Annotated in this window: 15 protein-coding genes; 8 read left to right on the forward strand and 7 right to left on the reverse strand. The window is 40.1% G+C overall.

Translation table 11 applies throughout. The features are described 5' to 3' along the window. Window positions 1-256: 256 nt before the first annotated feature. Window positions 257-1,057: an RnfABCDGE type electron transport complex subunit B gene (locus tag C9E88_RS11845; RefSeq protein ID WP_106986158.1), complete on the forward strand. Its 801-nt coding sequence runs from the start codon at window positions 257-259 to the stop codon at window positions 1,055-1,057. Next, window positions 1,054-1,749, forward strand: a complete 696-nt coding sequence (gene nth / locus C9E88_RS11850) for an endonuclease III (protein ID WP_106986139.1) — start codon at window positions 1,054-1,056, stop codon at window positions 1,747-1,749. Before C9E88_RS11845 ends, nth begins: the two co-directional genes overlap by 4 nt. Window positions 1,750-1,785: 36 nt before the next feature. On the opposite strand, the gene C9E88_RS11855 is transcribed toward nth, so the two are convergent. From C9E88_RS11855 to C9E88_RS11870, 4 genes are all read right to left on the reverse strand, one after another. Beyond that, entirely contained in the window at window positions 1,786-1,971 is a 186-nt protein-coding gene (locus tag C9E88_RS11855; protein WP_106986140.1) for a hypothetical protein, read from the reverse strand. 83 nt (window positions 1,972-2,054) lie between these two features. Next, window positions 2,055-2,714 (reverse strand): adenylate kinase, encoded by a 660-nt coding sequence (gene adk, locus C9E88_RS11860; RefSeq protein WP_106986141.1) that lies wholly within the window; start codon window positions 2,712-2,714, stop codon window positions 2,055-2,057. An 84-nt stretch (window positions 2,715-2,798) separates the two neighbouring features. Continuing rightward, window positions 2,799-4,115 (reverse strand): DUF445 domain-containing protein, encoded by a 1,317-nt coding sequence (locus tag C9E88_RS11865; RefSeq protein ID WP_106986142.1) that lies wholly within the window; start codon window positions 4,113-4,115, stop codon window positions 2,799-2,801. A gap of 62 nt (window positions 4,116-4,177) precedes the next feature. Next, the gene (locus C9E88_RS11870) at window positions 4,178-4,696 is read right to left on the reverse strand and encodes a hypothetical protein (protein WP_106986143.1); all 519 of its coding nucleotides are present in this window, start codon (window positions 4,694-4,696) and stop codon (window positions 4,178-4,180) included. 237 nt (window positions 4,697-4,933) lie between these two features. On the opposite strand from C9E88_RS11870, the gene mrdA reads away from it, so the two are divergent. The 3 genes from mrdA to C9E88_RS11885 all read left to right on the forward strand — a co-directional run bounded on the left by mrdA (window position 4,934) and on the right by C9E88_RS11885 (window position 8,525). Beyond that, window positions 4,934-6,985: a penicillin-binding protein 2 gene (gene mrdA / locus C9E88_RS11875; protein ID WP_106986144.1), complete on the forward strand. Its 2,052-nt coding sequence runs from the start codon at window positions 4,934-4,936 to the stop codon at window positions 6,983-6,985. 8 nt (window positions 6,986-6,993) lie between these two features. Then, complete coding sequence (rsmD, locus tag C9E88_RS11880) at window positions 6,994-7,554, forward strand: 16S rRNA (guanine(966)-N(2))-methyltransferase RsmD (RefSeq protein WP_106986145.1); 561 nt, start codon at window positions 6,994-6,996, stop codon at window positions 7,552-7,554. A 227-nt stretch (window positions 7,555-7,781) separates the two neighbouring features. Beyond that, window positions 7,782-8,525, forward strand: a complete 744-nt coding sequence (locus tag C9E88_RS11885) for a sulfite exporter TauE/SafE family protein (RefSeq protein WP_106986159.1) — start codon at window positions 7,782-7,784, stop codon at window positions 8,523-8,525. 14 nt (window positions 8,526-8,539) lie between these two features. Here C9E88_RS11885 and C9E88_RS11890 read toward each other — a convergent pair whose 3' ends face one another. Next, window positions 8,540-8,797 carry a hypothetical protein gene (locus tag C9E88_RS11890; RefSeq protein WP_120366151.1) on the reverse strand — a complete coding sequence of 86 codons (258 nt, stop codon included), beginning with the start codon at window positions 8,795-8,797 and terminating at the stop codon, window positions 8,540-8,542. 321 nt (window positions 8,798-9,118) lie between these two features. On the opposite strand from C9E88_RS11890, the gene C9E88_RS11895 reads away from it, so the two are divergent. Next, a complete protein-coding gene (locus tag C9E88_RS11895; RefSeq protein ID WP_106986147.1) occupies window positions 9,119-9,436 on the forward strand; it encodes a hypothetical protein in 318 nt (105 codons plus the stop codon). Between the two features lie 72 nt (window positions 9,437-9,508). Here C9E88_RS11895 and C9E88_RS11900 read toward each other — a convergent pair whose 3' ends face one another. Further along, on the reverse strand, window positions 9,509-10,093 hold the full coding sequence (locus C9E88_RS11900; protein ID WP_106986160.1) for a 1-acyl-sn-glycerol-3-phosphate acyltransferase: 585 nt from the start codon (window positions 10,091-10,093) through the stop codon (window positions 9,509-9,511). 216 nt (window positions 10,094-10,309) lie between these two features. Between C9E88_RS11900 and C9E88_RS11905 the strand changes: the two genes are divergently transcribed. Further along, a complete protein-coding gene (locus tag C9E88_RS11905; RefSeq protein WP_106986148.1) occupies window positions 10,310-10,789 on the forward strand; it encodes a copper resistance protein NlpE in 480 nt (159 codons plus the stop codon). Between the two features lie 110 nt (window positions 10,790-10,899). Here C9E88_RS11905 and C9E88_RS11910 read toward each other — a convergent pair whose 3' ends face one another. Continuing rightward, window positions 10,900-13,002, reverse strand: a complete 2,103-nt coding sequence (locus C9E88_RS11910) for a TonB-dependent siderophore receptor (protein ID WP_106986149.1) — start codon at window positions 13,000-13,002, stop codon at window positions 10,900-10,902. Window positions 13,003-13,384: 382 nt separating this feature from the next. Here C9E88_RS11910 and C9E88_RS11915 point away from each other — a divergent pair, with 382 nt between their 5' ends. Further along, a complete protein-coding gene (locus C9E88_RS11915; protein WP_106986150.1) occupies window positions 13,385-14,656 on the forward strand; it encodes a hypothetical protein in 1,272 nt (423 codons plus the stop codon). Window positions 14,657-14,688 lie beyond the last annotated feature (32 nt).

Below are 14,688 nucleotides of genomic sequence, written 5' to 3' on the forward strand. Positions count from 1 at the left end.
TATCTTTTGTTTACATTCAGCAACAGTTTTTTAAAAAAACTTTATTTTTTGTTTAACAACAGCAATTTAATTAAAACTAACAACACTTTTAGTTATACATTTAATAACTTTTATGCATATATTAGATTACTTTTTTGCGCGATTTTAATGCATTTATAGTGCTATTTTCGTGCAGAAGAATTATGTTCAAAAACATGCTAGTATTGCTTTTCAGCCATTTTTTAACATTTTGTCTGCCCCGCAGTTTTGGTTTCACATGAACACTCAATTTTCCCTTATCCAAAGTATCGATGCCTTGTTACCACAAACCCAGTGTGGCTTATGTGGTCACCGCGATGGTTGCTTACCTTATGCCAAATCGATTGCGGAAGGTGAAGATGCCAACAAATGTGTTCCAGGTGGTCAGCCTGTTGCTGATGCACTCGCCAGTTTGTTAGGTCGTGACAAACTGACCGCTGAAGAAAGTGTTTGGCCAACACAGAGCGATGGTCGCCCACAACGAATGAAAGCCGTTATTCGTGAAGATGAATGTATTGGTTGCACCAAATGTATTAGTGCCTGCCCAGTAGATGCCATCATTGGCTCTGGCAAACTGATGCATACCATTTTGACCGATTTATGCACAGGTTGTGAACTATGTATTCCACCCTGCCCTGTAGACTGCATTGATTTGGTCGAAGATTTACAAAATGTTCCGACAGACCTTATTCGTATTGCTGAGCAAAATGATTTACGTGATCGTTATTACTCACACATTCAACGTGAAGAAAAGCGTCGTGTAGATCGTAAAGGGCCTGTTGTTCGTGCTGAAATTGATACTGCTCTTTTTGCTCAATTTTCTGCGCAATCTACCGCTATGCCTGACATACAAGTGGCTGAAAAACCTGAACCAGTTGCGGTTAAACTGGATGCAAAAACCACGATTGAATTAGCTAAAATTCGCACACAAATTAAGAAGTTAGAAAAACAGCTTAGTGTGCGTGAGGATGCCAATAAACGCCAAATGCTTGAGCAACTAACTGCACAACTCAATGCATTGCAAGGAGCATCTGCATGACTGTAAAAAACATGACTAAAAAGCAAATTCAGACTTTTTTTGAACGCTTAAGAGCGCAGCGTCCGCACCCAGAAACAGAACTCAATTATTCTAATCCTTTTGAATTATTGGTTGCCGTCACGCTGTCCGCACAAGCGACCGATGTAAGCGTAAATAAAGCCACAGATAAATTATTCCCCGTTGCCAATACTCCTGAAGCCATTTATGCCCTAGGTGTAGAAGGACTCAAAGAATATATCAAGACCATTGGTTTATATAATTCAAAAGCCGAAAATGTGATTAAAGCCTGCAAAATGCTCATTGAAAAGCATAACAGTATTGTGCCAAATAACCGTGCCGACCTTGAAGCCTTACCCGGTGTAGGACGTAAAACGGCCAATGTGGTGCTGAATACTGCATTTGGCCAACCTACAATGGCGGTAGATACACATATTTTTCGTTTAGGTAATCGTACTGGATTAGCGGTAGGCAAAAATGTGCTCGAAGTCGAACACCGCTTAGTAAAAGTCATCCCCAAAGAATTTATTGTAGACTCTCATCATTGGCTCATTTTACATGGTCGTTATTGCTGTATTGCACGTAAACCCAAATGTAATGAATGCATTGTGTCCGATGTTTGCAACTGGCCAGACCGCTTTGAATTTGGCGCAACCCGCCCCATACAAATCAAAAACAGCAAAGCTGAACTTTAAGTTCAGCTTTTTTATGAATGATCCAAAATCAATGGCTTATTTATTATTTTGATCTTGTTGTTGTTTAATTTTAGGATGCAATTGGCGCTCTGGAGCACCTGCTTGTTTTCGTTCTAAAGCTTCTTGCTTACGTACATTTACCAGCATTTTATAACTCATCACAGAAACACCAATAACGACAGCAACCGTCACCAGCATCATTAAAACAACACCTATTTCCATGATTTAACCTATTTATCAAAACCAACAAAAAGAGCCCTAATATGACTTAGGGCTCTTTGAAAGTCAAAATTCGAAAAATCGAATTATTTTGACTGATCTAAAATCGCAAACAAATCAGTTTGAACGTTCTCGATTGGACGAAGACCATTCAATTTGTCATACGTAGGTGCATTTTCACCAGAAGCCGCACGGCCTTGGTAGAAACCAACCAATTGTTCTGTTTCAGTATGATATGAAGCTAAACGTTTACGGATCGTTTCTTCTTGGTCATCTGGACGTTGTACAAGATCTTCACCAGTTTCGTCATCTTTACCTTCCACTTTTGGTGGGTTGTAGACGATATGGTAAACACGACCAGATGCAGGGTGCTGACGACGACCAGAAAGACGTTGAACGATTTCTTCGTCTGGTACATCAATTTCAATCACGTGATCGATATTGATGCCTTCATTTTCCAACGCTTCCGCTTGTGGAATTGTACGAGGGAAACCGTCGAAGATGCAGCCGTTTACACAGTCAGGTTGAGCAATACGTTCTTTTACAAGACCAATAATCAGCTCATCTGAAACCAAGCCACCGTTGTCCATCACGCTTTTAGCTTTAAGGCCTAGTTCAGTTCCTTCACGAATTGCAGCACGGAGCATATCACCGGTTGAAATTTGTGGGACATTGTAGCGCTTACAGATCAGCTGAGCTTGTGTACCTTTACCTGCTCCAGGTGGTCCGAGTAAAATAATGCGCATAAATAAACATCCTCATTTAAAACAATATGTATGACACTGCTCAGCGATGATCAATCAAATTCGATCTTGCTGGCCAGCATCTAATTATAAGAAAGCCACGAACAAATGTATTGTACCAGCGATAAAACCAGTTACACCCCCAAGTACAATCAAAATCCATTCATCTTCCTGAAAAGCAGGTCGTAATAGGTTTTGAAATTCTTTTGGCGTTAACTCACGGATACGTTCTTTAAACATTTGAAAGATTTTCTGTGCACGGCTCGCATTAAACGCAGGGTCGCATACAGGCACCATCGTAATTTCTATTGAGCGGTCAATCAAGTCTGTCTTGAGTTTTGCGTATTCTTTTGGTCCTAAAGACAGCTGTAAAGACGTTCTTACCAATGGTGTTTCCATAATTTCATTAATATGGCGCTTCACAATACGGCGCGTTTTGTCTTTTTTAGAACCATACATCATTTCCGTCATAATCGACTTTAAGGTGATTAATTCTTCAGTGACTACACTGGCAAAGACATCAGACACTTCTTCTTGGCGCTTCATAAATGCACCTTGAATATTGTAAGTTCCCATACGTGGAATTACAGGTTTAATCCATGGGAATTTGCGCCCCTTGGTCAACTCAAAAAACTGTGGATAGCGTACGTAGTGTGGCTCTACAGGGTTAAACACCATCCAAATAGCAATCCAGTTGGTCAAGAAGCCCCAAATGGCTGCCCAAAATGGAACTGTCCAATGCCAAGGCACCACAAACCAAACGATCATTTGGAAAATACCAAAGAACATCCCAATAAGTGCACTAATATGCCAAATAAAGTTGATCTCTTTTTGGCCTACCTTTAAGAACATGCGTACCATAAGCTTACGATCGCCTTCCATTTGACTGACCACCATGTCGCGCATGTTGACCAGTGACTCAACGTTCATGGTCAGTTCAGTCACAAGTTCTTTTAAGGTACCCGGCAATTGTTTTTGCGCTTGCGCATAAATTCGACGTTTGATCGAATATGGAAGGTTTTCCCACAGCACGGCATTACGATCAATCATGACTTCATCAATGAGATGTTCGAGCTCAAAGCCCACTTGCTCACCAATAATACGCGCCATGTCTTCAGGGTCCATCGCATTTAAAAACTCTTGTAGAGAGCCTAATTTTGATAGCGTATTATCGGTAATAATCCCAGAGATACGACCCGCTTTACGTGGCACAATCCCCTGCCAACCCACAGGCAATGGACCTACATGGAAACCCCAAAAATTAATTGGGTAAAACACCATTTTTAGCGCCATCCATACATGTGCCCATGTAACAAATGCAGTAACAGGGATAATGCTGAGCACGGCCCAAAAATCTGGACGTTGCGTAAAGGTTTGCCATAATTCACTGACGTACTCAAGCATGTATCATTTCCATATTTAATTTTATTAAGTCAATTCTAAAGAGATCACAGAGAATATTGTTACTATAATCCTATACTTATAGTATAGGAGAATTGTAGCTGCGGTTTTGTTTCTGCAGCAACAGTGCCATCCTGATTCGTGAGTTTTTCACCCGCACCAATACCCACACTAAATGTGCTGATACGTTCACGGCTCATCATGACATAGGCTAAATCCACACCACCGCCTAAGCGACTTTCATAGCTATTATCGACTTTTTTACTGTCAATATGGCCTGCGTATACACCTAGGTAATAACCGTTTTTATCTTTACCTGTAAATTGCACTGGGTAGCGAAAACCAACTTGCCCACCTGCAGTATGATCATCATTTAAATATACACCGCCTTTCACATAAGCAATGCCGTATGGATTCACCCATTCGGTATTTAAATGGATCATTTTTTGCGTAAAACCGACCCCGAGGTTCAATGTCTGCGCATCGCCCTGCTTTAGCTTTGCTTCTGGCAGAAAGCTATTGTCTTGGGCATAGGCAGCATTGGTCACCAATATGAAAGCTAACAAAGAATAAACTTTGTTCATTATTTCCACCATCTTCCTTAATTATATTTGTAATAGATTTCCTATTTTTATGCGATTTGACTTTATCAGAATTATTCGCATCCTTATATACTGGAATTTACCTTTTTCATGTCTGCAAAGTCAAAGTTTAAACAGAACATACGAAACGGACTTTTTTTATTTATCAAAAAAACTGCATTTGCGTTAGAATATTGATCTTCAAATTTCCCTCCAGTTTCTGAGTCAAGCCGATCGCGTATGAAGCAGCACTTTCCTTTAAAAAATGTACAGCAAGAAAAGCGCATTTATCGCAATCGGGTACTGATTTCAGCGGGTATCGTTATTTTCTTTATGCTGTTGTTGGTGGTGCGTTATGCCTATCTCCAAATCAGCAGTTATCAAGAGTTTTCAACGGCATCAGATCAAAACCGTATTCGCCTACAGCCTTTAGCACCTGCTCGTGGTTATATTTATGACCGCAATGGCGTATTGCTGGCAGATAATTATCCAGTATTTTCTGCCACCATGAGCCGTGCAGATATTCCTGATATTGATGACACTGTTGCACGTTTAATTCCAATTTTAAATTTGACTGAAGAGGATATTGATCGCTTCAAAAGTCGTATTAAAACCTCTAAAAAAACCGAACGTGTGGCACTTAAACTCAATTTAAATGAAATTGAGATTGCCAAATTTAGTGAAGTTAAATATCAGTTCCCTGGGGTCAATATAGAGACCCAAATGACGCGCTATTATCCACATGGCGAACTGTTTGCCCATGTGATTGGTTATGTCGGGCGTATTAATGACAAAGAACTAAAAAGTATTGATAAAGACCTCTACGCGGGGACAAACCTGATTGGTAAAATTGGGGTAGAAAAGTCTTATGAAGAGTTATTACATGGTTTACCTGGCAATGAATCTGTTGAAGCAGATGCGCACGGAAATGTGTTACGTCATTTAGGCCGTAAAGATCCTGTTCGCGGTAATGATCTGTTTTTATCTTTAGATTATGGCTTGCAAACCATTGCCTCAGAACAACTGGCGGGGCGCCGTGGTGCAATTATTGCCATGGACCCACGTACAGGTGAAATTTTAGCGCTCGTGTCTAGCCCAAGCTTTAACCCCAACCTTTTTGTGACAGGGATTAGCAGCAAGGACTATAGCGCACTACGTGATAATTTAGATCAGCCACTATATAACCGTGCTGTACAAGGCGCGTACCCACCAGGTTCGACCATTAAACCAATGTTTGGTATGGGTGGGTTGCACTATAATTTAGTGGATTGGAATACGGCGATTGCCGATCCGGGTTATTTCACTTTACCAGGTGATAGCCACCGCTTCCGTGACCATAAAAAAACAGGTCACGGTTCTGTGAATATGCATAAAGCTCAAAACGTTTCCTGTGATACTTATTTCTATATCCTGTCGTATCGTATGGGTATTGAAAAAATGAACACTTGGATGCGCCAATTTGGTTTTGGTTCGAAAACTGGCGTAGATTTACCAAGTGAAAGTGAAGGTCTATACCCAAGCCCTGAATGGAAAATGCGTACCCGTAAGTCAAAATGGCTCAAAGGTGAAACCATTTCAGTCAGTATTGGCCAAGGTGCTTTTACAGCTACACCACTACAACTAGCCATGGCAACCGCAATCACAGCCAATCAGGGCGCGCATGTGACTCCCCATGTACTCCGTGACAGTAAAGGCTTTAAAGCCTATAAAGCACACAATGCACCTGATGGCCATATCGAATTTAATGGTAAGCCTGAAGATTGGATCAAAATGCGTGATGCGATGGTTGATGTAGTGGAAAGCGGTACAGGCCGTGGTATTCGTACACCGATGTATCATATTGCAGGTAAAACAGGGACAGCTCAGGTTAAAAGTATTGCGCAGGGTAAACGTTACAACGAAGCACTATTAACAGAACGTCAGCTGGACCACGGTTTGTTTGTGGGCTTTGCACCTGCAGAAAATCCTGAAATTGCGATTGCCGTAGTATGGGAAAATGGTCGTCATGGTGGCTCGGCGGCCCAGTTAGCGCGTCCAATTTTTGATTATTGGTTATTGCAACGTAAGAAAAACCCTATTCGTCCTGCTAACCATCAAATTAGCGGTGGCCTAATGACTGCTGGTATTAAACCAGGTGAACTGCCTAGTGGTAGCACTATATTATCTGCGGACCCGAATGCAACGACTCAAAGCAATAGTAACGCAAATAGCCACAATGCAGCACCTGCATCAAGCCCAGTAGCATCTGCACCTATTACTGCACCAGTTACACCATCAAACGATGTAGAATGAGTTGAATTATGAAAAATCAATTACGTATTATTGGCGGAGAGTGGAAACGTCGCCAACTCCCATTCGCATCGATTGATGGTCTTCGACCAACGCCTGACCGAGTACGTGAAACACTATTTAACTGGCTGATGTGGGATGTGCAAAATGCACAAGTTTTAGATATTTGCGCAGGCTCAGGGGCTTTGGCTTTTGAAGCGCTGTCTCGGGGTGCAAGCCAAGTTGTGATGATTGAACCTGACCGCAATCAGGCTCAATTTTTAACCCAAAACCTTGAGTTACTACGTGTGACCAAGGCACAAGCTCAACTCAAAGTGAGCACTGCACAACAAGCCTTACCCAGCTTAAAACAACAATTTGATTTGGTGTTTTTAGATCCGCCGTATGGCTTAGATTTATGGCAAGAATTAGCTACTTTAGCGGACCCACTCATTAAAGACCAAGGCTTTATTTATGTTGAAGCCGATCGTGATTTAAGCCAACTGACACTCCCTCATACGTGGCATAAAGTTAAAGAAACCAAAGCAGGAACCGTACGTGCAGGCTTATTTCAAAAAACTGTACCCGCTTAAATTTTAGCTTTAGCGCTACTTTAGAACTTTGTGCATTTGCCCGTTCAATAGCTTTCTCCCCAAAAAGACGCAATATGCGTCTTTTTTAGTCGTAATCACAAAAGATCCTTTTTGTATTTATATATCCAAGACATATCGTAATTTCAGCTAAGCTTAGGCCAATTGCATTTAAATAAAGTACTTTTAATTCGCTAAGATAAGCGCCTCAATTAACGTATATGATTGTCATGACTTGGCTGATTTTTATCATTGGTGCAATGCTTGCAGGCTTTGTACAAGGCTTAACAGGTTTTGCCTTTGCACTCGTGGCCATGTCTTTTTGGGTTTGGGTACTTCCACCACAATTAGCCGCACCTTTAGTGGTACTTGCTTCCGTGTGGAGTCATGTGATTTCCCTCAGACAAGAACGCGGACAACATACTTCGTCGCGACAATTAGTTCTTCCCTATATTATTGCAGGCTTAATTGGCGTGCCCTTGGGTAGCTATTTTTTAGATTTAATTCAGGCAGATACTTTCAAGCTATTGCTTGGTGTATTTTTAATTCTGTGGTGCCCCATCATGCTGTTTAATCCACAAATTAAAAAGATTCAACAGTCTGGTCATTATGCAGATGCCAGTATAGGTTTTTTGGGCGGTATTTTAGGTGGCTTGGGCGGGTTCTGTGGCTCACTGCCTTCCGCATGGCTCATGCTCAAACAACGCCCAAAGCAAGAACAGCGCTATATATTGCGCCATTTTAATTTTGCCATTCAACTGTTTACCCTCGTAGCTTATTTAGCCCAAGGTACGTTACAGACCAAACTATTACCCTATGCCTTGCTATTACTCATTGCAGTAAGTGTTCCCGCAATGCTGGGTGCAAAACTATTTTATAAAATTTCAGAGCGTCAATTTAAACACAGTGTTTTGACCTTGTTATTCTCTTCAGGTTGCTTTCTTGTTTTCAGTAGTATCGTACAAGCGACTTAAAGCAAAAGACTTCGCTACTTGGGCCGTGTTGTACGTAAAGGTCTCGAATCACGTACGGGAGACTCTTCTTCCCTTGCCTCTTTAATATCTGGATCATCAGAATGACCAACTGAGCTCAATACTGCACTGGTCATTGGAATGAGATGTGTCACAGCTATGGTTTGTGGTGTTGTCATCGCATGTATATCTGTTGGAACATCAGCAGCATAACTTGAACTGGCCAAAACTAAACATAAAATTGCGAAAGACTTTTTACAACGTGTTAATAACATCAGTGCAACCTTTGACATCCCACCATACATGAAGCTGATTATTCAGATATATTCTGAAGAGACCTTGAAGAAGATGTAAACGTCCGTATATTTAAGTCATCAAAATGCATTTTTTGCTGGGTTAAATTCAAAACTTTTTCCTCTGACGAATATTTTAATCTCGGTTGAATTTAGTTATTTTCAGCTAAAATCAATTTACCCATGTATATGTCAGATCTATTTTTTTATTTTTTGATCAATTGTTCAAAAAATCTATACAGTTTTAATTTTAGATATTTATACAATAGTCATTTATACGCCCACACCTCCTATTGATCTCTCATGAAATATATTTTCATGCCTGTACTACTGCTGTTGCTTACAGGTTGTATGTTTGGCACATCTAGCGAAATCCGTAAAGCCGAAAAATTATATGCTCAGTTTCATTGCAATAACATTGAAACATCCCAAATGGGGGGCAGCTCGATTACCAGTTTTCATGAGCACAAATTGGCATCGAGCAAACAAAAAGCGCAATCCTATATTCAAAGCTACAAACAAGGAGAACACTTGTTTGATTTACCTTTAGATCAAGTGATTGAGCAACAATTCTTTATTTATAAAGCAGCCTGTCAAAATTTAGGTGGCATACAGCCTTAAATAAAATATACCTTGTAAAGCGTTGCCATAAACCTGCAACCACCATAAAAAATAGGGCTTATGCCCTATTTTTTATTCAACATAATAGCGCTGATCTACACTAAAGCTTTCTGGGAATTTGGCATGGATTTGTGCGTAAAAATCCATAATTTCCGCCATATCTTTTTCATAATCCCCAGTCGGATAAACAATCTTGCCTACACCCGTTTTTTTCTTGGCATAGTCCATATAAGCCAATGCAATTGGCACACCTGCATTGGTTGCAACATGGTAAAAGCCAGTTTTCCACTGTTCTTGTTTCGCGCGAGTACCTTCAGGTGTAACTAACATGACCAACTTGGGATGATCTTTAAATAAGTTGCTCATGACTTCAACCATACTTAAACGTTGCTCACCCTCAACTTTTGGTCGACGGTCAATTCCAATGCCACCCATTGCGCAAACAAAAGGTCCAAATGGAAATTTCATATAGCTGTCTTTAATCGTAATGCGGACATTTACACCCATTGCCTTTAATGCTAAGCGTGCATAAAGTGCATCCCAATTGCTGGTATGTGGTGCAGCAATCATTACGCATTGATCCAAATCAAGTGGCCAATGATTATCAATTTCCCAACCCATTGCATTGAGACTTTTTTCTGCCAATTTTTCTAACACAGCAACCACTCACACCCCATTTAAAGTGCTCTGATTGTACTGATGTTATTGCAAATTAACACACAGATTCGCTTAATAAACAACCAAATAAAATACATCTGTTCAGGCGCTAGCGTCAAAATTTCATCTAGACTTTTATACGTTTACAAGATCACTGTACAAGCTTATTTTAAAATAGATTATTTTTTACTCATCCTCATACGGTAGTCAAATCACGTGAAAAAAATTATCTTCATTAGCGTACTATCTCTAGTTGCATTAAGTGCTTGTAGTAAAAATGATACAACGACAGCACCACAAACACCTGAAAAAACTGAACAAGCAACATCTACTAACACCACAACTCCCTCTGTATCTACCAGTGATAGCGCTGAAAATGCCTTAGATTGGGCAGGCGAATATAAAGGGGTATTCCCTTGCGCAGACTGCGAAGGCATTAAAACTGAGCTTGAGTTAAAATCAGATAAAACCTATGAATTGACAGAGGAATATCAAGGTAAAGGCAAAGAACACGAGTCTAAAGTCAAAGGAACATTTAGTTTTGATGCCAATCAACCTTCAGTGATTACCCTCGATCAGAATGCCGATCAACGTAAATTCTTTATTGGTGAAAATTTTGCTGAAGCTCGCGATAAGGAAACAGGTCAAGCACTTGATACAAAGTTGAATTACAAACTAATTAAAGAACAGCACTAAATCCTAAGTTTTTGCTCAGCGCTTAGTTTCTCCCATTTGGTATTCGCAAACAAAAATCCCTGCTCTTGAGCAGGGATTTTTTATCAGTTCTACAATTATTAAATAATGAATTAATATTTAAAACTTAGGTTAAAACGTAGCATACGCGGGTCTCCCCAATTCACCAACTGTGCATTCGGCGTTGTACCTGCCAAATACTCACGGTCAAATAGATTTTTCAGGCTTAACCCTGCACTCCAGTCTTTGGCTTCATAACCTGCATTTACATCAAAAAGCACATAAGTTGGAAGGTCTACATAATCTGTGCCACGCTGTGCAGTACGCGCTCCTTGGTAACGCATAGCCGCACCTACACGCCAACCCAATTGATCTGGACTAAAATAATACTGCGTTGACAATGATGCTGCGTTTTTCGCCACATGATTCGTACGCTTGCCAATCTCGCTTGCAGTCAAGCTCTCAGTGACTTCTGCTGTCGGAATATAACTATAGCTAGCCAATACTTTCCACTGTGGATTCAACGTTGCCGCCAGCTCTGCTTCATAACCTTTGGTTTTTTGCTCACCTGTTTGGATTGAAAAATTTCCAGAGCTATCTGTTTCTGTTACATTTTTACGGGTCAAATCATAATAAGCCACGTAGCCTTGTAAGCGTTGATCCAAAGCTTGGAGCTTGACCCCAATTTCAGTCTGCTGACCTTTTTCTGGATTTAATAAGCGACCATCTTCGCCTGAATCGGTGACAGGCATAAACGAGGTCGAATAACTCATATAGGGCGCAAACATGTCATTGATGCGATACATGACAGAAGCACTACCCGTAAATGCATTATCGGAGTTTTTCTGATTTGAGCCATTGAGTAAATTATTAATTTCTACCTGTGTCCAATCATGACGCCCAGATAAACCAATGATCCAGGTATCATCAATGCTTAGCGTATTACGTATATATGCTCCAGCATACTGGCTATACGTCATTTCATGGCTAGGTGTACCCGGCTTTTTAATAACAACATCACCATAATTGGGTGCATTCACATTAAAGTCATTAATGGTATCTGTACGGCGATAATAATCACTGCGCTCGTGCATTAAATCTAAACCCGCCATCAAATCATATTGCACTGCGCCAAAGTCAAACTTACGCTGCACATTGGTGTCCAATGCATAATTGACATCTTGTTTATCTTGATTATTAATTGCACGCTTAATAATGGGCAAGCTACTACGCCCTGACGCTAAGATAGAATTACCAACAGTATTGGTTTGTGTCACAGCAAAATTTTGTTTAAAAATCCAATCATTATCAAAATAATGTGCATAGTTCGCCCCTAAGCGGTACACATCCACGTCATAACCATAATCTGGATCACCAAAAAATAAGTTATGCGAATAATTTATATATTCTCCATTACTAAAAGGTATACCTTGCTGGCGTAAATAATTTCTATGCTGATAACTGGCGATAACCGAAAGCTCATCTTTTTCACCTAAATCAAAATTATAAGATGTTGCAATATAATAATTTTTGAAAAAAACTTGATCGGTTGGATCATCTTGATCTGATACCCGACCAACCAGTCGAAATGCACCTTTTTCTGTGTCATTCGGTGCATAATTGAGATCGAATGTCCCCTCTTTTAATCCATAGCTCCCCACACTGAGCGTTCCTTTAGCCTCTGTGCTTGCATGTGGGCGTTTGGTGGTAAGATTGACCATACCACCAGGTAAGCTTAAACCAAATCCAACTGAAGTCGGCCCTTTCACAACCTCAATCGATTCAAGCCCAGAAATATCCTCCGAACGTAAAACATTGTCTGAGGTTTGAATACGCAAGCCATCTATATATGTTTGCGAGCTTGAAATTTGCCCACGGATAACAAAGTCATCCCACCCTCTACGACCATATTGGCCGGAAGTCACGCCAGCTACACCATCCAATGCTTCCGCAACTGTTTGCACTTGCTTTTGTTCTAGTTGTTGCTGAGTTAACACACTTATGGCTTGTGCAGTTTCAAACAATGGAGCATCCGTTCGAAGCACAGCTTGTGCTTTAGTTGCCACATATTTGGCTTCTTGCTTGGGTGCCTTCACGGTAATTGTTTGTAGCTGTTGTGCCTCTGTATTGAGTGGTTCTGGAGAGACTTCTGCATGAGTTATAGAACTTAAAGCCACCAGAATTGAAAATGACAAGGTCGAACGTGGATATTGCACTTCGAAAAACCAATCCAAAAAAATTAATGCGAATTATAATCATTTAAACTTATAAAATATGGCTATTAATTCAGCATTATTTTTAGAAAAAAATAAACATTTGAATATGAAATAAAATTTATAAAAATATGTGCATTGTATAAATTAATCCATTTATACCCCAATGCAGGATTTTTAGATTATAACAAAATTAACCTTATAAAATAATAACCTACAAAAAACTCAAACAGCCATTTTTTATTTTTATTTAGTGGATGCAACAAATCAAAAACTTAAATTTATCTTAAAAAAAGCTTCAAATCATCCCTATTTGAAGATAGTCGATTGTAATAAAGATTTTTAAGATCGAAACATAACAAGAAGCATCAAAAAGGATCAATCCATGAAACATACCCTACTTAGCCTTGCTATAGTTACACTCCTCACAGCCTGTGGTGGTGGCAGTTCATCTGATGGTCAATCCACAAATAATAATGGCAATCCAAATACCCCCACAACACCAAGCACGACGAATAAAATTGGTATTTTGACTGATGCTGTAATCAGTGGTGTGCACTATGTATCTAAAAATAGCCAAGGTGTTGTCAGCTATGAGGGTACAACCGGTGATGCATCATCAACAAATGGTAAAGGTTCATTTAAGTATAATGAAGGCGACAAAGTGACCTTTTCTATCGGTGATATAGTGCTTGGCTCGGTCACAGCGCAAGCAAAAATCTCTCCACTTGAACTCGCTACAGATCCAGTTATCCACAACAATTTAATCATTTTGCTTCAATCTTTAGATGCCGACCAAAATCATAGCAATAGTATTGAAATTTCCACCAAGACCGTAGAGGCTTTAAAAGACAAAACAATTGTATTGAATACACCTACCGCGTCATTTATAGCCGATGCCACTTTCCTTCAAGCTGTAAAAGCATCTGGAACTGCTGTGGTCCCTTCAGAAACGGCCTTAGCAAACTTCATTGATAGCTTTGCCAAAGACAATGAAGGTGTTTGGAGTTATAGCAATAACGGCACCAGAGTTTTGCTCTATATTAAAGGTGCAGTTGAAACTGTTAACAAAGATAAATACCTACACTTTATCTTTGCACAAGTAGGACCTGCCGACAATGATGGACAATCTGGATTTGAACAAGGCAAATTTAAATGGGATCCACTCACAGGCAAATTAACAGTGGTTAGCCCATTAACTCAAGACACCAATGGTGGCTGGGGACTTTCTGATTCGAGTCAACCATTTAGCTTACTGTATGGCAAAACAGAAGGAACGTTACAGTTACTCACTGAAGACCCTACACCTGTTGTATTAACCAAACTCCCGAGTGAAAGCAACAGCATCGTCGGTGCTTGGAAAAATGCTGATGCACTCGTCGCCATGTATAACGACAAAACATATTTGTACGTAGGACTAAGTAATGAAGACTGTGGTGGCCCAGGTATTGAGTATGGAACTTATTCTGCAAGCAATGGCATTTTAAAAGCCGAATCTGTTCAATACGACACCACAGGTTGCCTAGGTCTAGTCGACACATGGGGAGATTTAAGTCAGCATAAATATGACTTAGATACCTTTAAATATAGCCTCAACGATAAAACCATCAATATCCAATATGAAGATGAACCTGTAAGCACACTGAGTCACTTATAAACTGAATGGAACATGATCTAATGAATGAAGCT

Source organism: Acinetobacter cumulans, assembly GCF_003024525.3.
GTDB classification, from domain to species: Bacteria; Pseudomonadota; Gammaproteobacteria; order Pseudomonadales; family Moraxellaceae; genus Acinetobacter; species Acinetobacter cumulans.